15 protein-coding genes and 1 pseudogene are annotated in these 19,479 nt (G+C 70.1%); 6 read left to right on the top strand and 10 right to left on the bottom strand.

The features are described 5' to 3' along the window. Positions 1-105 precede the first annotated feature (105 nt). The 3 genes from ACFY36_RS04305 (at position 106) to ACFY36_RS04295 (ending at position 6,244) form a co-directional block, all read left to right on the top strand. Positions 106-933 carry a phytanoyl-CoA dioxygenase family protein gene (locus ACFY36_RS04305; RefSeq protein ID WP_499744441.1) on the top strand — a complete coding sequence of 276 codons (828 nt, stop codon included), beginning with the start codon at positions 106-108 and terminating at the stop codon, positions 931-933. 134 nt (positions 934-1,067) lie between these two features. After that, positions 1,068-4,934: a Pls/PosA family non-ribosomal peptide synthetase gene (locus tag ACFY36_RS04300; protein ID WP_499744440.1), complete on the top strand. Its 3,867-nt coding sequence runs from the start codon at positions 1,068-1,070 to the stop codon at positions 4,932-4,934. Continuing rightward, positions 4,931-6,244, top strand: a complete 1,314-nt coding sequence (locus tag ACFY36_RS04295) for a M1 family metallopeptidase (RefSeq protein WP_499744439.1) — start codon at positions 4,931-4,933, stop codon at positions 6,242-6,244. The genes ACFY36_RS04300 and ACFY36_RS04295 overlap by 4 nt, the downstream gene beginning before the upstream one ends. 47 nt (positions 6,245-6,291) lie before the next feature. On the opposite strand, the gene ACFY36_RS04290 is transcribed toward ACFY36_RS04295, so the two are convergent. From ACFY36_RS04290 to ACFY36_RS04265, 6 genes are all read right to left on the bottom strand, one after another. Continuing rightward, entirely contained in the window at positions 6,292-6,633 is a 342-nt protein-coding gene (locus tag ACFY36_RS04290) for an 8-oxoguanine DNA glycosylase OGG fold protein (RefSeq protein ID WP_499744857.1), read from the bottom strand. Between the two features lie 151 nt (positions 6,634-6,784). Next, positions 6,785-7,726, bottom strand: a complete 942-nt coding sequence (locus tag ACFY36_RS04285; RefSeq protein WP_499744438.1) for a hypothetical protein — start codon at positions 7,724-7,726, stop codon at positions 6,785-6,787. Between the two features lie 364 nt (positions 7,727-8,090). Continuing rightward, positions 8,091-9,608, bottom strand: coding sequence for a flotillin family protein (locus ACFY36_RS04280; protein WP_499744437.1), 1,518 nt, complete (start codon positions 9,606-9,608; stop codon positions 8,091-8,093). Beyond that, a complete protein-coding gene (locus tag ACFY36_RS04275) occupies positions 9,609-10,139 on the bottom strand; it encodes an NfeD C-terminal domain-containing protein (protein WP_499744436.1) in 531 nt (176 codons plus the stop codon). Positions 10,140-10,190: 51 nt separating this feature from the next. Beyond that, a complete protein-coding gene (locus tag ACFY36_RS04270; RefSeq protein ID WP_499744435.1) occupies positions 10,191-10,412 on the bottom strand; it encodes a hypothetical protein in 222 nt (73 codons plus the stop codon). A gap of 40 nt (positions 10,413-10,452) precedes the next feature. Next, complete coding sequence (locus ACFY36_RS04265) at positions 10,453-11,229, bottom strand: hypothetical protein (RefSeq protein WP_499744434.1); 777 nt, start codon at positions 11,227-11,229, stop codon at positions 10,453-10,455. 115 nt (positions 11,230-11,344) lie between these two features. Here ACFY36_RS04265 and ACFY36_RS04260 point away from each other — a divergent pair, with 115 nt between their 5' ends. After that, positions 11,345-13,081 (top strand): hypothetical protein, encoded by a 1,737-nt coding sequence (locus ACFY36_RS04260; RefSeq protein WP_499744433.1) that lies wholly within the window; start codon positions 11,345-11,347, stop codon positions 13,079-13,081. Between the two features lie 4 nt (positions 13,082-13,085). On the opposite strand, the gene ACFY36_RS04255 is transcribed toward ACFY36_RS04260, so the two are convergent. Together ACFY36_RS04255 and ACFY36_RS04250 are read right to left on the bottom strand one after the other, a co-directional pair. Beyond that, positions 13,086-14,405, bottom strand: a complete 1,320-nt coding sequence (locus tag ACFY36_RS04255) for a radical SAM protein (protein WP_499744432.1) — start codon at positions 14,403-14,405, stop codon at positions 13,086-13,088. Between the two features lie 41 nt (positions 14,406-14,446). Continuing rightward, positions 14,447-14,854 (bottom strand): DUF488 domain-containing protein, encoded by a 408-nt coding sequence (locus ACFY36_RS04250; protein WP_499744431.1) that lies wholly within the window; start codon positions 14,852-14,854, stop codon positions 14,447-14,449. A 69-nt stretch (positions 14,855-14,923) separates the two neighbouring features. On the opposite strand from ACFY36_RS04250, the gene ACFY36_RS04245 reads away from it, so the two are divergent. Then, a complete protein-coding gene (locus ACFY36_RS04245) occupies positions 14,924-15,499 on the top strand; it encodes a TetR/AcrR family transcriptional regulator (protein ID WP_499744430.1) in 576 nt (191 codons plus the stop codon). Continuing rightward, on the top strand, positions 15,486-16,262 hold the full coding sequence (locus ACFY36_RS04240; RefSeq protein ID WP_499744429.1) for an alpha/beta fold hydrolase: 777 nt from the start codon (positions 15,486-15,488) through the stop codon (positions 16,260-16,262). The genes ACFY36_RS04245 and ACFY36_RS04240 overlap by 14 nt, the downstream gene beginning before the upstream one ends. Before the next feature lie 220 nt (positions 16,263-16,482). Here ACFY36_RS04240 and ACFY36_RS04235 read toward each other — a convergent pair. Then, positions 16,483-17,606, bottom strand: a pseudogene (locus ACFY36_RS04235) (IS256 family transposase). A 311-nt stretch (positions 17,607-17,917) separates the two neighbouring features. Next, positions 17,918-19,411 carry an amidohydrolase family protein gene (locus ACFY36_RS04230; protein WP_499744428.1) on the bottom strand — a complete coding sequence of 498 codons (1,494 nt, stop codon included), beginning with the start codon at positions 19,409-19,411 and terminating at the stop codon, positions 17,918-17,920. Positions 19,412-19,479: the final 68 nt, after the last annotated feature.

Below are 19,479 nucleotides of genomic sequence, written 5' to 3'. Positions count from 1 at the left end.
GGCGGCGAGTACTTCGACAGTTATCGATGGGTTGAGGGGATGGTAGGCCGTTGGGAGCGCTCCCGTCGAGTTGCAACGTTGGAAACGCGGCGGTAAGCACGAGGAATGACGACTTCTATCGATGCGACAGCCGGCGAGCGGGCCCGGGCCGCGATCTACGACGAGGGCATCACGGCGCTGCGCGGCGCGTTCGGCGTGGCCTGGACCGACGTCATGCGCGAGGACATCGAGACAGCGTTCGCCGAGGCCCGGTCCCGGGAGGGCGGCGCCGTCGGCCGCGGCCCCAAGCGCTGGTACGTGGAGATCCACCCGGAGCAGCTGCGCGGCTTCGTCGAGCTGGTCAGCCACCCGTGGGTCGACGCCGTGTGCACCGCCGTGCTCGGCCCGGACTACCGGATCGTGGAGCTCGGCTTCGACATCCCGTTCCCGGGCGCGGTCAACCAGCCGTGGCACCGTGACTTCCCGATGCCCGAGGTGACCCGCCGGGAGGGCCGCCTGGACTCGCTGGCCTTCAACCTCACCGCCGTGGACACCACCGACGAGATGGGGCCGTTCGAGATCGCGCCCGGCACCCAGTTCGACGACGAGCCCGCCTTCGGCCACGGGATGTTCCCGCCGAAGTCCCACTACGCCCGCTACGACGAGCGGGCCGTCCGCAAGTATCCCCAGCGTGGCGACATCTCGGCCCGGTCGGCGCTGACCATCCACCGGGGCACGAAGAACCGCTCGCGGCTGTCGCGCCCGGTGCTGGTGCTCGGCGTGGACGCGCCGGACGCCACCAACAGCGACAAGCACGATCTGGCCGTGACGGAGGGCTACTGGGCGGGGCTGCCCGAAGGCGTACGAAGGCATCTGCACTGCCCGGTCGTCGACCGGCTCACGCCCATCACGCAGAAGCACACCATCGAAGGGCTGGTCATGGGCGACGCCTGAGCAGCGCCTGTCACGTTGGACACATCGCCGTCACTTCCCGTTTCCCGCCTGTAACGTTGAATGTCGCCCCGGGCGGGTGTCGTGCGCCTGGCCGACAAACAAGCCCGATGTGGTGGAGATGGAGCACACGCCCGGTGACTGTGACGACCGATCTGCGTCTGATCGACCTTCCCGAGATCGAGTTCGCGCCGGAGGCTCCGGCGCTGTTCCACTCCCGCTCCACCCCGGTGCGGCGCACTCTCATCGACATCTTCGACGCGACCGTGCAGGCGCACGGCGGGGCTGACGCGATCGACGCCGACGGCTCGGTGCTCACCTATCGTGAGCTGGCCGAATTGGTCGAGGCGGTGCGGATCGACCTCGAGGGGCACGGGATCGGGGCCGGCGACCGGGTCGGCATCCGGGTCTCCTCCGGCACGGCGGAGCTCTACCTCGCCATCCTGGGCGTGCTGGCCGCCGGTGCGGCCTACGTGCCGGTCGACGCCGACGACCCCGACGAGCGGGCCGAGCTGGTCTGGGCCGAGGCGGGCGTGGCCGCGGTGCTCGGCGACGGGTTGAGCGTCTCGATGAGGCGTACCCCCAAGCAAGCCGTCGCCCGACGGCCCGGGCCGAACGACGACGCCTGGATCATCTTCACCTCCGGCTCCACCGGCACGCCGAAAGGCGTCGCCGTCTCGCACGCCTCGGCCGCCGCGTTCGTCGACGCCGAGGCCCAGCTGTTCCTGGCCGGCGACGACGCTGAGGCGATCGGCCCGCACGACCGCGTCCTGGCCGGGCTGTCGGTGGCCTTCGACGCCTCCTGCGAGGAGATGTGGCTCGCCTGGCGCCACGGCGCCTGCCTGGTGCCGGCCGCCCGCTCGCTCGTGCGCAGCGGCGTCGACCTCGGCCCGTGGCTGGCCGAGCAGCGCATCACCATCGTCTCCACCGTGCCCACCCTGGCCGCGCTCTGGCCGGCCGAGGCGCTCGACGAGGTCCGGCTGCTGATCTTCGGTGGCGAGGCGTGCCCGCCCGAGCTGGCCGAGCGGCTGGCCGTCGAGGGGCGCGAGGTCTGGAACACGTACGGCCCGACCGAGGCCACCGTCGTCGCCTGCGCGGCGCCGCTGACCGGCGAGGGCCCGGTGCGCATCGGGCTGCCGCTCGACGGCTGGGAGCTGGCCGTCGTCGACGCCGAGGGCCGGCCGGTCGAGATGGGCGAGACCGGCGAGCTGGTCATCGGCGGTGTGGGCCTGGCCCGCTATCTCGACGAGGCCAAGGACGCCGAGAAGTTCGCGCCGCTGCTGTCGCTGGGCTGGTCCCGGGCCTATCGCAGCGGTGACATCGTGCGGGCCGAGCCCGAGGGCCTGATCTTCCTGGGCCGCGGCGACGAGCAGGTCAAGCTCGGCGGCCGCCGGATCGAGCTGGGCGAGGTCGACGCGGCCCTGCAGGCGCTGCCCGCCGTGGCCGGCGCGGCCGCCGCGATCAAGAAGACCGCCGCCGGCAACCAGCTGCTGGTCGGCTACGTGGTGCCGCGCGAGGGCTTCGACCTCGCGGCCGCGACCGCGCGCATCCGTGAGCAGCTGCCGGCCGCGCTCGTGCCGCTGCTCGCCGTCGTCGAGGACCTGCCCACCCGTACCTCCGGAAAGGTCGACCGCGCCGCCCTGCCGTGGCCGTTGGCCGGCTCCTCGGCCGACGACGTCTCGCTGTCGCCCACCGAGACGTGGCTGGCCGAGGGCTGGGAGCAGATTCTCGGACTGCGGCCCACCGCGGCCGACGCCGACTTCTTCAGCAGCGGCGGCAGCAGCCTCGGCGCGGCCCAGCTGGTGGCCTGGATCCGGCTCCGGCACCCGCGGATCGCGGTGGCCGACGTCTATCAGAACCCGCGCCTGTCGGAGATGGCGGCGGTGCTCGACGCGCTCGTCGCCACCCAGACCGTGCGCCGCGACGTCAAGCCGACCCCGCGCCGGACCGGGCTGTTCCAGGCCCTGCTGATGGTGCCGATGCTGGCCCTGGTCGGCCTGCGCTGGCTCACCGTGGCGGCCACCCTGCTCGCGCTGACCTCGTGGGGCCCGGCGATCCACTGGTGGTGGATCGCGGCCGGGTGGCTGCTGCTGTTCAGCCCGGGCGGGCGCATCGCCATCGCGGCCGGCGGGGCGCGGCTGCTGCTGCGCGGCGTCGGCAAGGGCACCTATCCGCGCGGCGGCGGCGTTCACCTGCGGCTGTGGGCGGCCGAGCGGCTGGCCGAGCTCACCGGGGCGACCGGTGTGGCCGGGGCGGGCTGGATGATCACGTACGCCAAGGCGCTCGGCAACCAGATCGGCCGCGACGTCGACCTGCACTCGGCGCCGCCCGTGACCGGCCTGCTCAAGCTGGGCCGGGGCGCGGCCGTGGAGCCCGAGGTCGACCTGTCCGGCTATTGGGTCGACGGCGACGTCGTACGCGTCGGCAAGGTCCGCATCGGCGCCGGCGCCCGCGTCGGCGGCCGCAGCACCCTGATGCCGGGCGCCCGGATCGGCAAGGGCGCGCACATCGAGGCCGGTTCGACCGTCACCGGCGCCGTGCCGGCGAACAAGCGCTGGGCCGGATCGCCCGCCGCGCCCGCCCCGGCCAAGGACGGCGCGTCCTGGCCGTCGCAGCGTCCCCCGCGCCGTTCGCGGATGTGGGTCGGCGTGTACAGCGTGACCGCCCAGCTGCTCGGCCTGCTCCCGGTGGTCGCGGTGCTGCCCGCGCTGGCGCTGCTCGGCTGGACCGTCCGGGACGGGTTCGACCTGGGCCCGGCGTTGCTGATGGCCCCCGTGGCGGCGGTGGCGTACTTCTTGACGTACGCCATCCTCGTGCTCTTGACCGTCCGGGTCCTGAGCGTGGGGATCCGGGAGGGATATCACCCGGTGCGGGGCCGCGTGGCCTGGCAGGTGTGGACGACCGAGCGGCTCATGGGCATGGCCCGGATCGCGCTGTTCCCGATCTACGCGAGCCTGTTCACGCCGGTGTGGCTGCGGCTGCTCGGCGCGAAGATCGGCCGCAACGCGGAGCTGTCCACGGTGCTGGCGCTGCCGAAGATGACGACCGTCGAGGACGGGGCGTTCCTGGCCGACGACACGATGGTGGCGACGTACGAGCTGAGCCACGGCTGGCTGCGGGTGGCGCCGGCCCGCATCGGCAAGCAGGCGTTCCTCGGCAACTCGGGCATGGCCGCGCCGGGACGGTCCGTGCCCAAGCGCGGCCTGGTCGGTGTGCTGTCGTCGGCGCCGCGCAAGGCGAAGAAGGGCTCGTCGTGGCTCGGGGCCCCGCCGATGCCGCTGCGCCGCACGGTCGAGTCGGGTGATTCGAGCCGGACGTACGCCCCGCCGCTGCGCCTGAAGGTGGCCCGCGCGACGATCGAGCTGTGCCGCGTCATCCCGGTCATGCTGGCCGGTGTGCTGGCCGTGCTGGTGCTGGCCGGCCTCGATGAGATCTGGCGCGCCACGAACGGCTGGGTGACGGCGGCCGCCGCCGGCCCGGTGCTGTTCGCCGCGGTGATCACCGGTGCGCTGATCGCGACCCTGGCCAAGTGGCTGCTGGTCGGCCGGTTCAAGGTCACCGAGCACGCGCTGTGGACGTCGTTCGTCTGGCGCAACGAGCTGGCCGACACGTTCGTCGAGGTGCTGGTCGCGCCGTGGCTGTTCCGTTTCGGCGCCGGAACCCCGCTGCTGAACATCTGGCTGCGCACCGTCGGCGCCAAGATCGGCCGGGGTTCGTGGCTCGAGACGTACTGGCTTCCGGAGTACGATCTGGTGCGCCTGGGCGAGGGTGCGACGGTCAACCGGGGGTGCGTCGTGCAGACCCACCTGTTCCATGATCGGATCATGGCCATGGACGAGGTCACTCTGGACGCGGGCGCCACACTCGGCCCGCACGGCATCGTGCTGCCCGGCGCGAGCATCGGCGCGCGCACCACGGTCGGTCCCGGCTCGCTGGTCACCCGCGGCGACGCGGTGCCCGACGACAGCCGCTGGCTGGGCAACCCGATCGCGACCTGGGCATGACGCCTCCGGGCGCTGATCGTTCGACCGACTCGTACCTTCCCGGGCACGGCAACGGCGGTTACCGGGTGCTGCACTACGACCTGGAGCTCGATTACCGGGTCGTCTCGAACCGTCTCGCCGGGAAGGCGACGATCACGGCGCAGGCCGTGCAGTCGCTTTCCCGGTTCAGCCTCGACCTGGGCGTGTTCCGGGTTTCCGACGTCCGCGTGGACGGTCACCGGGTCGGTTATACGCACCGTGCGGGAAAACTCCGCATCAAACCGGATAAAACGGTCGGATACGGCGCGGTTTTCAAGATCGAGGTCAGGTACGCCGGTTCGCCCGTCCCGATCTCGGGACGCTGGGGCGACATCGGCTGGGACGAGCTCACCGACGGCGCCCTGGTGGCCAGCCAGCCCAACGGGGCGCCGTCGTGGTTCCCGTGCAACGACCGCCTCGAGAAGGCCACCTTCCTGGTCACGTTGACCGCGCCGACCCCGTACACGGTGGTGGCGACCGGCGACCTGGTCTCCCGCCGCCGGGGCGCCGGCAACACCACGTGGGTGTACGAGCGGACCGAGCCCACGGCGCCGTACCTGATGAGCGTGCAGGTGGGCCGCTACGAGCTGCTGGAGATGGCCGCGGGCGAGGTGGTGCAGAGGGCAGCGATCCCGCCGCGTCTGCGCAACGTCTTCCGGCACGACTTCGGCCGCCACGGCGAGATCATGAACGTGCTCACCGACCTGTTCGGCCCGTACCCCTTCCGCGAGTACGTCGTGGTGGTGGCCGACGACGACCTGGACGACCCGATCGAGGCCCAGGGCATGGCGGTCTTCGGCCGCAACCACGTCGACGGCTGGCGCACGCACGAGCGACTGGTGGCCCACGAACTGGCCCACCAGTGGTTCGGCAACAGCTTGACGGTGGCGGACTGGAAGCACATCTGGCTGAACGAGGGCTTCGCGACATACGCCGAATGGCTGTGGTCGGACGTCTCGGGCGGCCCGTCGGTGGAGGCGCTGGCCGCCCAATGGCACGCGACGCTGGCCGCCCGCCCCTTCGACGTGCTGGTATCGGACCCGGGAGTGACCCGAATGTTCGACCCGATCGTCTACAAGCGCGGCGCCCTCACCTTGCACGCCCTGCGCTTGAAGGCCGGCGATGCCGCTTTCTTCGGCCTGCTGCGCTCGTGGGTCGCCGAGCACCGCCACGGGACGGTGTCGACGGCCCAGTTCCGCTCCCACGCCCAGCGCTTCACGACCGAGCCCCTGGGCCCGCTGTTCACGGCGTGGCTGGATCAGCGCCCGCTGCCCCCGCTACCCACCCGCTGAGCACTCCGTTCACGCCGGAGAGGTGCTTCGGCGAACGGCGTGAACGTCTACGCGCTTCGGGTAAACAAGATCCGTTTCAGTTGCCGGATGCCTCGCTCGAAGTCGTCCACATCGACGGGGCTGACATCGGTCAGGGCGGCGAAGGCTGCCGCGGCGTCCTCGATGGCCTCCAGGACCGAGGCGGTTCCGTCGTTGTCTGCCGCCCATGTGCTGACCATATGGAGGTAACGGGTGTAGTCGCCGGCATGCCAGTCGAGTCGGAGGTGACAGTCCGTGTGCTGGCGTAGCCACCGCTGCACCAGACTGTCGAGGATCAGTGCCGGCGCCGATCCCGGCGCGTTGCAGAAGTACAGGTACTTGGTGGCGAAGGCGACCCCGAGGTGCCGCAGGCGGTCCCTGCTGCCTCGCCGTCCACAGCGCCGGATGCTTGTTCCGCTACGGCCGCCCGGTCGACGTGGTCCGGTAACGAAGCCAGTAGGTCATGATGCTCTGGCAGCGTTGCCTGCCAGGTGGACCTCTTCCACCTCATGGCCGGCTGGCTCAGCCGCCCACGGTCTTCCCACCGAGACCGCGCGTACCGCAGCCGATGAGGGACCTCCGGTATCGCGTCGCTCGACATGGACGCCATGCTGCCATCTCACGAACCTCACCGCCGGTCACTTCATGTACCCAAGATCCCGGTATTCCGTTGAGCCGCGGGGGCTGCAAAGTGCGCATCAGCGGCACGAGAATGCATTCCTCACTGGCCGGGAATTGTGTTGTCACGCTCGCCTTGCTTGGGATGGTCAAGCCATTTGCAATTGGCATGATCCATCCTTTGTTTTCGATCTTCGGGGTGCGGAATAATGGTGCATGACGCAGCTGGGGTTCTTTTCGAGGTCGGTAATAGCGGCGATTCGGGATTGGAGTGGCGTGCCTTCTCATTCGCCGGAGATGCTGGAGTTCCGGCGTGATGGTGATGAGCGGCGGCGGTGGGGACTTCAGCGGCGCCACGCGTTGAAACTGTGCCGGTTGCATGGCTGTTCGCGTGTGTGCGGGGAGCTCGGGTTGCATGATCCGGTCGAGCGGATACCCCCACTCATCTGGGATGACGACGTCGAGTGGGTGCGGCAGCGGCCGGGTTCGGGTGGGCCTGCGGCCGGATCGGCAGCCGCTGGTCGGCGTCAAGGCGTGCCGCAGGCTGCGCCTTCTCGTGGTGCGGATGAGCCCGTTGAGGTCGAGACGGCGGTGCGCGTCGATATGACGGCGCGGGCTGAGGCGTCGACGAAGGTCGAGCCGGCGGTCCAGGCTGAGGCGGTGATCCAGCTTGAGGCGGTAGTGCAGCCCGAGCCGGCGGTGGCCGAGGCGGTAGTGCGAGCGGAGCCGGCGGTCCAGGCTGAGATGGTGGTGCAGGCTGAGCTGGCGGTCCAGGCGAAGGTCGCCGCACGGGTCGAGTCCACCGGGCAGCGTGCAACCCGGCGGCCCGGCTTGGATCTCGGCCATGGCGGGCGGCCGGACCTTTCAGGATCTACCAGTTCCGTGTGGCCCAGGTCGACCGGGCGCGCTTTTCGTGTCACGTGTGCCGGCGGCATGACGGAATCATCGGCGACTCCAGAAATGCGACCGCGGCGATCTCAACCCCGCCTGAAACGAGCCGTAAGGCGCTTCAACAGAAGAACGCCATTGGAGGAGTCTCTGGATCATTCGAGAAGGCCGGCAGTAGCGACGGAGGATCCGCTTCTGGGCGAAGGGGTGGATTCTGTCAACGCTTTCTCATCGGCATGACAGTAAGAGTGGCGTTTCGGCGTAGTCGATCCGCGCCGCACCGCGCCCGTGAGGGGCCGCGTGTGCGGCCCCTCAGCGGACATCAGCGGTCGGCTTCGAGTTCGGCCGGCTTGCCGTTTGCGGCCGAGGGGGTGCTGTGGGTGGCGCCCAGCTTGGACAGCAGGCCGGCCAGGTCGATGCCGGTCAGGTCGGTGCCCAGCTGGAGGCCCTGAGCGACGTTGTTGGCGACCGACTTGGTCAGCGACGAGGCGCCGTCGGTGGAGATGACGGTCATCTTGTCGATCGAGCCCATCGGGGCCGCGGCCGCCTCGACGACCTGGGGCAGGACACGGACGAGCAGGTCGAGGACGGCCGCCTCGCCGTACGCCGCGAACGCCTCGGCCTTTTTCGCCATGGCCTCGGCCTCGGCGCCGCCCTTGGCCAGAATGGCCGCCGCCTCGGCGGCGCCCTCACGCTCGATGGCCTCTGCGATCGCGGAGCGCCGGCGCTGTTCCGCCTCACCCTCCTTGGCGCCCTCGATCGCGTTCGCCTCGGCCAGCGCGGCCCGGCGGGCCCGCTCGCCCTCACCGGTCAGGCGGGCCTGCTCGGCCGACGCCTGCGCGGCCGCGATGACCGACTGCCGCTGCGCGTCGGCGTGCAGCACGGCCGCGGCCCGGTTGGCCTCGGCCTCCTGCTCCACCTTGTAGCGCTGGGCGTCGGCCGGCTTGCGGACCTCGGTGTCGAGCTGGCGCTGCTTGAGCTCGGCGTTGCGCTCGGCCACCTTCTGCTGCTCGGCCAGCACCGCCTGGTCGCGCTCGGCCTGGGCCAGCGGGCCGGCCGCGGCCGACTTGGCCTTGGCCGCGTCGATCTCGGCCTGGATGCCGGCCTGCTTGAGCGACAGGTTGCGCTGCGCCTCGGCGATGGCCTCCTCGGCCAGCAGGCGCTCCTGCTCGGCCTGCTGCCGGGCGCGGGCCTCGGCGATGGCGGCGTCCTTGAGCACGCGGGCCGCCTCGGGACGGCCCAGGTCCTGCAGGTACGAGCCCTCGGCCAGGATGTCCTGGAGCTGGAACGTGTCGAGCACCAGACCCTGGTTGGTCATCGAGTGCTCGGCCTCCTCGGCCACGGCGCTGGCGAACGCGGCCCGGTCGCGGATGATCTCCTCGACCGTGAGCCGGCCGACGATCGAGCGCAGCGCGCCCGCGAGCACCTCGCGGGTGAACTCCTCGATCTCGGCCTGCTGGTGCAGGAAGCGCTGCGCGGCGGCCCGGATGGCGCCCTCGTTGCCGCCCACCTTGACGATCGCCACGCCGTGCAGGTCGGCCCGGATGCCCTGCTTGGAGACGGCGCCCTTGATGCCGACGTCGATGCGGCGGCTGGACAGGTCGAGCGACTGGAGTTTCTGCACGACCGGCAGGACGAACACCGAGGCGCCCATGACGACCTTCTGCCCGGACAGGTCGGTGGTGTTGGTGCCGTCCGCGGACTGGGTCACGCGGCCCTTGCGGCCGGTGATGATGAACGCCTCGTTCGGCCCGGCCACCTTGATCCGTGACAGCACGAACAGAATCACGAGGATGATGAGCAGCACGGCACCGCCGATGGCGATGAGCAGAGGTGACATCTAGGCCTTTCCAGGGGTGTGAGGGTCGATCTGAAGGGTCTGTTCCACGACGACGCTGGTGTCGGACGGCGCCTCGACCACGAAGACCTGGGCGCCGGCGGCGATCGGGTGCTCCGCGCGGGCGTACAGCTTGACGGGTTGCCCGCCCAGCAGGATCCGCACCTCGCCGTAACCGCTCCCGCTGGGCACGGCCGTGACGATCACGCCGAGCGTGCCCACCAGGTCCTGCCGGCGCGGTGTGGCGTCGGTCGGCATGGTGCGGGCGGCGCGGCCGAGGCGAAGGGCCAGCCAGGCGGTGGGCACGGCGGCGACGAGGCCGATGAGCGGGGCCAGCACAGCCGTACCGGAAAGCTCCGCGGTGATCGCGCTCGCGAAGCCGAACGCACCGACGAAACCGGCGACGACCTCGAGTGACACCGGGCCGTCGCCGACATGAAGGAAGCTGAGCAACTCGCCGCCGAGCAGGGACAGCGCCAGCACGCCGACGCCGACAGCACCGATCACCAGATAGATCGCCGTGGCCGTCGCCATGTTGCCGCCTCCCCCACCGAACGCCAGGTCAGGGTAGTGCAACCCCGCCAGTCACGCCGTGGCGCCTCCGTCGATCCACCGGCGCAGCAGCAGCGTCTGCTCCTCGGCCCAGGCGCCGTCGCACGGCATGCGGCCGCGGACCACGGCGCCGTAGATGCTCTCCGCGTGCTCGCGCACGTCGTCGGCCGACCACAGGTCGAACATGAAGAGCATGGAGTTGCGGTCCTTCTCGCGGAACAGGGGACGGATGTCGGTCTCGAAAGTGGGTTCCATGCCTGCTAGGACCGCACGGCCGAGTCGATCGTGACACCGCTCAGATGTCGGTGATGCCGCTGACGTAGTCGGTCATGTAGGCCCGCACCTTCTTGCGGATGTCGGGTCCGAGGTCCTCGATGGCGCCGAGGTTGATCGAGGCCTTGGCGCTGTTACCGAGGAAGCGGGCCCGCTCGGCCCGATATTTGAAGAACAGCACCTGGGTGACCGATTTCTCGCCCTCGATCAGGCAGGCCAGCATCGTCACGAAGACCTCGTCGGCCGCGCCCGGCTCGACCAGGCCGACCTGGAAGCGGGCGATGCGCGCGTGTTGCGTCTCGCGGCTGAAGATGGTCAGCCACGACGTGTCGGGCTCCATGTTCTTCAGCACGTCGATCGCCGACTGGATCAGCTTGAGCGCGGTCACCGACGGGCCGAGCGCCACCGACAGCACCTCGATGATCTTCTCGTGCACCTCGGCCGCCTTGCCCTCGGCCGTGTAGTCGGCCCAGCCCCGGTCCTGCACGACCCAGCCGATGTTCTGCAGCACCTGGGAGTACTCGGCGTACCAGGCGGTGGGGTCCTGGTCGGCCGAGGCGCGCTTGTTGGCCACGAGCTGGGCCAGCAGCGCCGAGTTGGAGATCGCCTCGCGGACCTCCGGGGTGACGCCGTGCGCGAACGACAGCAGGCCGGAGCCGACGACCTGGGCCTGGTCCTTGGCGGCGTCGAAGACCTCCTGCGCCTCGCCGGCCGCGCCCTGTGCGACGATGCCGCGAGGGGTGCCGGACAAGTCGATCGATCTGACGTATTCCCGTTCCTTTTCGCGGTCCGCCAACATCAATTTCTCCCAGCATCGAGGCCCCGGAAATTTGAGTCTTCCGCGCATTTCCGAAGCGCTTCATCGGCCGAACGGTGGAATGCCTCCGGTATCGCCGGCGCGGGATCCTGATGCCATGTCTGCACGACGGGCGGCCGTCGCCATCGGGGTGAGCGAAGCGCCCCCGCTGCCATATCTGGGCGGCGCCGTGAACGGCGCCCGCGAGTTCGACGCCTGGGCCCGGGGCTTCGGCTACGAGTCACGGCTGGTCACCGACGACGGCGAGCCGGTGACGGCGGCCCGGCTGCGCGGCGAGTTCGAGGCGCTGCTGTCCGGCGGCCCCTTCCATCGCCTGATCATCTATTTCGCCGGGCACGGCGTCATCCGCGAGCTCGATCAGGGCCTGTGGCTGCTCTCCGACTGGAACGCCGAGCTGCGGGCGGTGGCGGTCGAGGTGCTACGGCGCCGGCTGGCCCTCTACCGCGTCAACCAGGTCGCCATCTTCGCCGACGCCTGCCGCTCGCTGCCGGCCGATGTGGACACCGCCGACCTGACCCCGGACGGGCTCCTCGGCCGCGGCCCGGGTCCCCGCTCGGCCACGATGTCGGTCGACAAATTCATCGCGGCCCAGGACGGCACCGAGGCTTTCATGATCCCCGGCGCCGATCCCGATGACGATCGTTGCCTTTTCTCCGGGGTGGCGCTTTCCGCGTTGTGGGGCACGCAGCAGGACGCCTTTTCCAAAGTCGTGCCGGGAATGGTGACCAGCCGCAGCCTGGGCGCCTATCTCCAGGCCGAGGTGCCGCGCCTGGCCGAGACCTATCGGCTGAAACTCGTGCCGAGCGTCAGCCCGACGTTCCCCGACCTCGACGACGTCTACTACGGCGACGGCCCGGCCGTCGAGGCGCCGGTCTTCCCGCCGTGGCCACCGGCCGAGGCGCTGCGGATCGGCGGCCGCGTGACACGGCAGCTCGAGGACGACGGCTACGAAACCGTCGCCGACGACGCTCTCGAACGCCGCATGCGGACGCAGAACCGGCCCGATCATTTCGAGACCGGTGCCGGGTTCGCGGTCGACGGAGGCCAGGTCACCGGGGTCTGGACGGCGGACGGCGTGCACGCGGGCGCGGCCGGACGTCCCGACTGGTGGCATGTCGGCCTGCCAGGGGTGGTGCCGCTGCGGCATCCGGCGCCGGCCCTCATCCACCTGGCCGCCGGCTGTTTCGTGGCGGTCACCGCTCTTCCCGGCTTCATCGGCTCGGTGGTGGCGACCAGCACCGGCGCGGCGGCGCTCATCTACCACGACATCTACGCCCCGCCCGGCGAGGCCCGGGCCACCGAGGCCGCGATCGGCGAGCTCGAACGCGGGGGCCTGCGCGCCGGCGACGCCCTCGACCTCGCCGCCGAGCTGCGCCTCGGCAAACACATGGACCCCGTCCGGGGTGTGCTCGGCGCCTATCTCTACGACTCGGTGGCCGACGTGGAGAGCATCCGCCGGATGGCGTACGGCTACATCGCCCATGACCAGCCGATTCCGTACGACATCGCCCTGCTGGCCGATCTGCCGGCCGCGCCGGACGATCGCGGACTGCTGCGGGTCACCGTCCCCGCCGTGGCCGCACGCTCAGCCCGTACGGAAAGGGAAAGCTCTTTGCCCTGGACCCACGCCGCCACGCCGGAGGCCGCCGGTGTCGTGGCCGGCCACTGGCCGATGTTGCGCCAGGGCTGGGCCTATCTCGACGACGACCCCGGATCGGCGCTCGTGCGCCCCGGCCTGGCCGAGCTGGCGCCGGAGCTGACGGCGGCGAGATTTTCCACGTTCCCGCAGGCCGCCGGGCTCCGGCTGGCCAAACTCTTCGCGCTGAGGCCTTAGCGCCTCACTCCTCGATGGGCGTCTCGGCCGGCAGCGTGTCCATGAACGAGCTCACCGAGAAGACGGCGTTGCCGGCTCCGGGCGGACCGTATCCGGGCGGGCTCGACAGGCCGTTCGACTCCATGGTCGCGCGGTACGCCTCGAGCAGCCGGATGTGGTACTCCAACGGCGCACCCTGCGGGTTCGTCTTGCCGAGCGGCGTGGTCGGCTCGGGGCACCAGGTGGTGAAGCGCGGCGTGATGCCCCTGGACATGAAGTATTGGAGGCCTTCGGTGGTCGACTCGATCGCCTCGTCGACGGTCGTGAAGCCGAACGGCTCGGCCATCTCGACGCCGGCCACGAAGTTCGGGATGACGTTGCGCGGGCCGAACACCTCGGCCGACTCCAGGATCCGCTTGTGCCACTCGGCGCGGCCCACGTAGCGCTCCTTGCCCGGGCAGTACAGCTCGAACAGGCGCTTGTCCCACACCTCGTAGTTGGGGTGGTAGATCTGGATGCCGTAGTCCTTGAAGCGCTGCACGTCGGCGCGCGGCAGCGCCTGGGCGACGACCTTGCCGATCCAGCGGCCCGGGAAACGCTCCTCGATCGCCTGGGCGTATTGGCCGTAGAAGTCGGCCTCGGCCAGCCCGGCGACCTGCCGCGTGATGCTGCCGCCGGTCAGCGTGTACGCGGTCGACGTCTGCGCGGTGTCGTACTTGTTGATGATCTCGAGCGCCTCGAGGATCTCCTCGACCGGCTTCACACCCGTGTACGGCCGCCCGGCCGCCTTGTGCTGGCGGAAGTTGTGGTTGATGTCGCAGTACTGACATTCCTCGGTCGCGCCGAAGTACTGACAGAGGCGATAGGCGGTCAGATAGATCAGGTAGCCCCACTGGATCGTCGGCGCCACCTCCATGACCTGCTTGCCGTTGGCCAGCGTGTGCCGGTAGTAGTCCGGCATGGGCGGCACACCGACGTCGGCGATCGGCTTGCCGTCGAGGAAGAGCTGAAGCTTCCCGTCCTCGCCGGCCCGCACTTTGTACGGCGAGTCGGGATTGGTGCGGACCGAAACAACAGTGCGGCGAAGCCCGTACGGCCCACCGGTCAGCACGATCTCCTCAGGAGGCCGCCGCAGGGCCGCGGTGCCGAGCTCCGGCAGCGTCCGGTGGTCGAACGAGAAGATGAAGTACGACTTCGGCTTGACGTCGCCGCCCTCGTTGTCGGTCAGCGCGGAGTCGTCGAAGGCGAGCCCGCCACGCAGCAGGTCTTCCTTGATGACCGCTTCGCGCGGGATGTGCGGGAAACGGCCCATCAGATCTTCGACGAGATCCGTCCGTGACGACATGCGCCCTCCTGCCATTGCTGAGTTGACCTCATTCCATGTCATCACGTCTGAGCGCCGCCGCCGGGTCCCGGGACAGAGACGTTTGCGACACCTCGCCCGCCTCCCAGCAGTTTTTCGAGCACGGCGGCCTCGCTGATCGCGACGTCCTTGCTGGCGGTGAGCAGCAGCAGGGGCCTACTCTGCGCGAGCTCACGGAGATGCGCCAGGGCCTGAGCCTGCTCGCCGCCGGCCAGCTCGGCCTCGTAGCGCCGCCGGAATTCGGGGAACTTCGCGGGGTCGTGGCCGTACCACTTGCGCAGCTCAGGGGTGGGCGCGACCTGCTTGCACCACTCGTCGAGGGCGGCCCGTTCCTTGCTGACCCCACGCGGCCAGAGCCGGTCGACGAGCACGCGCGCCGCCCCCTGACCGGCGGCCACGTCGTCGTAGACGCGCCCGACATCCGTTTTCATCGTTCCCATTCTTACTCGCCCGCGTATCCTAGGGGTCCTAGGTTTATCCGATGCACCCAAGGATGACTGATGCCACGGCAGGGCTTGACCACCGAGCGCGTCGCCACGGCGGCGGCCGAGCTGGCCGACACGCTCGGCCTGGACCGCTTGACGGTCGCGGCGGTGGCGAGGCATTTCGGGGTGGCCGACGCCAGCCTGTACGGCCACGTCCGCAACCGGGAGGCGCTGCTGCATCAGGTGGCCGTCCGGGCCGCGGCCCTGTTCGCCGACGGTTTGTCGCTGGCGGTGGCCGGCCGGTCGGGCCGAGAGGCTTTGGCCGGTCTCGCGGGCGCGTACCGGGCGTTCGCGGTGAATCATCCGGGCCAGTACGCGGCGACAAACCTGCAGCTGCCGCCGGACATCGGCCTAAACTCGCCCGGCCACATCCGCCTGATCGAGCTCAGCTACGCCACGCTGCGCGGCTACGGCCTGACCGAGCCGGCCTTGACCGACAGGATCCGCCTGGTCCGAAGCACCCTGCACGGCTTCGCCACGCTGGAGGCCTCAGGCGGTTTCGGCCACCCACGAGACCTGGACACGTCGTTCCGAAGCATCGTCGACGACTTGCACGCCTTGCTGGAGAGGAAAACCCATGACCCTTCTTGACGTACGGTCGTCCGACGGCACCCGCTTGACCGTCCGCCACGAGGGTGCGGGCGCCCCGATAGTCCTCCTGCACGGCTCAGGCGGCGGCCTGCACAGCTGGAACCCGCTGGTGACCGAGCTGACCGGCGCGTACGAGCTGTGGATCCCGGCCCGGCGGGGCTACGCCCCGAGCGACGCCCCACAGTCCCGCAAGTCTTTCAAGGACGAGGTAGCCGACGTGGCAGCGCTGCTGACCGCGGTAGGCCGCCCAGCCCACCTGGTCGGCGCTTCCTACGGCGCCATCCTCGCCTTGCACACGGCAGCCGCAACGCCCGAGCTGCGCTCGCTGACCGTTTTCGAGCCGCCGCTGTTCGCCACCGGCCCGCGGCTCGCTCCGCTGCTCGACCGCTACCGGAACTGCTTCGAACGCGACGACCACGCCGGCATGTTCGCCGTGCTGAACGAGGTGACCCAGGTGCCGCGCCGGATCGCCGCCGCGTTCGGCCCGCCGTCGCGAAACCCGGCCGCCGAGATCGGCTGGCTGCACGACCTGGAGGCCCTGACCGACGACGACCCGCACTTCCCGGACCTGACCGTGCCCACCCTGATCCTTCAGGGCGCCGACACCTGGGACCCGATGCCGGCCTCCATGGACGCCCTGGCCGCCGAGCTCCCCCACGCCCACCGGATCAGCTGGCCCGGCCAGTCCCACTTCGCCCCAAGCCTGGCCCCCGAACTGATGGCCGCCGCCCTCCACGACTTCTTCCAGGCCCAGGAGATGTAGGCGCAAGCAGCTGGCGGCCGTGGTGCCCCGAGCCTGCATGACAGCGGCCGTGCCCGGGAGCAGGACACGGGCCGCAGGCCGTCGCCTTCTCGCAGAATGGCCTCCGCCTGCCTTCCGCCACCTCGAGCTGGAGCCTTTGAAGCCGTGGACGCGAGCGTTCGGCACGAGCACATCGCGAAGGGCCGGGTCCTTACCAAGATCGGCGTTTCCGGCTCTTCGGTCAGTGGGTTTCGGCGGCCGGCCAACGGTCACCGAAGGTGATGGCGAAGGCGTTCAGCACGGGCTTCCAGCGCATCGTCCATCGGGCCCGGCCTGCTCCGGTCGGGTCCAGGCTGCGGGTCACAAGGTACAGGCATTTCAGCGCGGCCTGCTCACTCGGGAAATGCCCACGGGCCCGAATAGCACGCCGGTAACGGGCGCTCAACGACTCGATCGCGTTGGTCGAGCAGATCACCCGGCGGATTTCGACGTCGTAGTCGAGGAACGGGATGAACTCATTCCACGCATTGCGCCACAGCCGGATCATAGCCCGGTATTTACCACCCCATTTCTCGTCGAGCTCGTCCAAAGCGGCGAGGGCGGCGTCGGCGTTGACCGAACCACGAAGAACACATCACGCACCCAACGGTTCTTCAGCTTGATCAGGACACTCATCCAGAACTTGGCGCCCTCGCCGCCGGAGCCCACCCACAAGCCCAGACCGTCCTTGCGGCCGTCCACGGTGATCCCGATGGTCGCGTAGACCGGCCGGTTGGCGACCTGCCCCTCACGAACCTTGACCATGATCGCGTCGATGAACACGGCCACGTAAACGCTGTCGAGGGGCCGGGTCGACCATTCGGTCATCTCCGCGACGACTTTGCCGGTGATCCGGGAGATCGTTTCTTCCGACACCGACGCCCCGTAGATTTCCGCGAAATGCGCGGAGATCTCCCCGGTCGTCATCCCTTTCGCATACAACGACAAAACAATCTCGTCGACCTCGATCAGCCGGCGTTACCGTTTCTTCACGATCTGCGGCTCGAACGTCGCATCCCGATCCCGCGGCACGTCAATGCGCACCTCGCCCGCCGCATCGGAGATCACCGTCTTACCCCGGCTGCCGTTACGCACATTCGTCGACTCGCGAGCCGGCTCGGCCTGGTTCTTCTCGTGACCGAGATGCTCGGTCATCTCCTCGTTCAACGCGGTCTCGAGAACATTCTTGGTGAACAGCTTCAACAGCCCGTTCGGGCCGGTCAGTTCCAGTCCGCGGGCCTTGACCTCGGCCACCATCGCCGCCGCGACGGCCTGCTCAGGCGACAGCTGCCGCCCGTCACCCTCGGTCTTCTTCCGTGGACTCATAACGTTCGATGTCATCACTCACGGTGCCCATCCCGCCAGGTCTTCAGCCCGGCGTGTCGGGCCGGAAACACCACTCCAGGCACAGTCCCGAAGCGCCCGGGTCAACGCGCTCTGGGCGGTCGCGGTTTCCGATCGTGTCACGTCTCGGCGTCCTCGCGGTGTGGTTCGCGCAGGGGCAGGGCGAGGCAAGAGTGCGGCAGGAACCGGGCGGCAAAAGCGCGGCGAGGACCGGGCGGCACGAAAGAAGGGCATGGCGACCTGCGGCTCGACGAGATGGCGGGCGCGGCGCCCGAGGCCGGCCAGGACGGGACTCAGCAGGGGCATGGCCGGTGGGCTACGGTGACGGGCTCCTTGGGCTGTTTCACGGCTGCTTCTATGGCGGTCAGCATCTGGTGGCGGCGGGGTGGGCCGATGAGGTCGCCTCGGAGGATGACGCTGTGGATGCGGGTCGTGTTGCGGATGTCGTGCAGCGGGTCGGCGTCGAGGAGCACCAGGTCGGCTACCGCGCCGGCGGTGACTACGCCGAGGTCGCGGCGGCCCAGGTAGCGGGCCGGGTTCAGGGTGGCCGCGGCCAGGGCCTGCATCGGTTTCAGGCCGGCTCGGACCAGCAGTTCCAGTTCGTCGTGGAGGCTGAAGCCTGGCATGAGGTACGTGGTGCCCAGGTCGGTGCCGGCCATCAACGGCACCCCGGCCGCGGCCAGGGCAGTGGTCAGGCGCAAGCGGCGGCGGAACAGCTCGGCCGACTCGGTCACCCGCTGGGGTGTGCGGCCCGGCAGGTAGTGGGTTTCCAAGGTCCAGTCCCAGTAGCCGATCGTGTCGGCGCTGACGTAGCGGAAACGCGGGTCGTGCCGGTCGATCGCCTCCGGCATGTCGTTGGTCTCGTGCAGCACCAGCGTCGGGGTGACATACGTGCCGTTGGTGGCCAAGCGGTGGAACACCCGCGCCGCCTTGCCGCGGTCGTAGGTGTGCGCGGCCGCGTACTCCCACGGGTGCATGCGGTTGAACCAGCCGTTGTAGTCGCCGGGGCCGATCGGCACGGCGGCCACCGCCCGGCGCAGCCGCTCCTCGTCGGATGATGTGTCGTACCAGATCGTGAACAGATGCTCGACGGTCCGCAGGCCGCGGTCGCTGGCCTCGGAGAGCGGCACGACGTCGGGCACATGGCCGAGGAACGGCAGGCCGAGCTTGCGGCACTCGTCGGCGACGGCCAGGAACGACTCGCGGGACAGCCGGGAGTACGTCTTGATGAACGCCGCCCCGGCCGCGTGCTCCCGCCGGACGGCGGCCCGCGCCTGATCGGGGGTGGCGACCGTGACGTGCACGCCGCCGTCGGGGTCCAGGCCGTCCCACAGCGACGGCGACCCGTCGACGATGCGGCTGCCGATCACCCAGCGCGGGCCGAGGCGCTCGCCGTCGGCGATCTGCCGCCGCCAGACGCGCGCCTGCTCACCGCCCGACATCTGCCGTGTCGTCGTGATGCCGTTGACCACGTACAGCTCGGGGTCGGTGTCGTCGATGCCCGTGGCGTGGGTGTGCATGTCGGCCAGCCCGGGGATGAGGAACTTGCCCCGCCCGTCGACGACCGTGGCCCCGGCCGGCACGGGCACCCGCTCGGCCGGCGCGACGTCGAGGATGCGGTCGCCCCGGATGAGCACGGTATGGCCTCGCCGCGCGCCCCCACGCGCGTCGATCACCGTCACGTTCTTCACGGCCAGCAAGGCCCGGGGCCGGGCTTGGGCCGGCTGGGGAAGACCGAGAGCGGCCACGCCGAGTGCCGTTCCGGTGAGAATGGTCCGCCGCTGCATCGTCGTCTCCTTCACGGATCCGCTGCTGCTGTCGGGGACAAGCCTTCCGGTTGGGGCCGGGCGGGGCA

It is taken from the genome of Actinoplanes sp. NPDC000266, assembly GCF_042899005.1.
Lineage (GTDB): Bacteria > Actinomycetota > Actinomycetes > Mycobacteriales > Micromonosporaceae > Actinoplanes.
The sequence above is the reverse complement of the archived record's forward strand: the minus strand, read 5'-3'. Positions and strand labels throughout refer to the sequence as shown.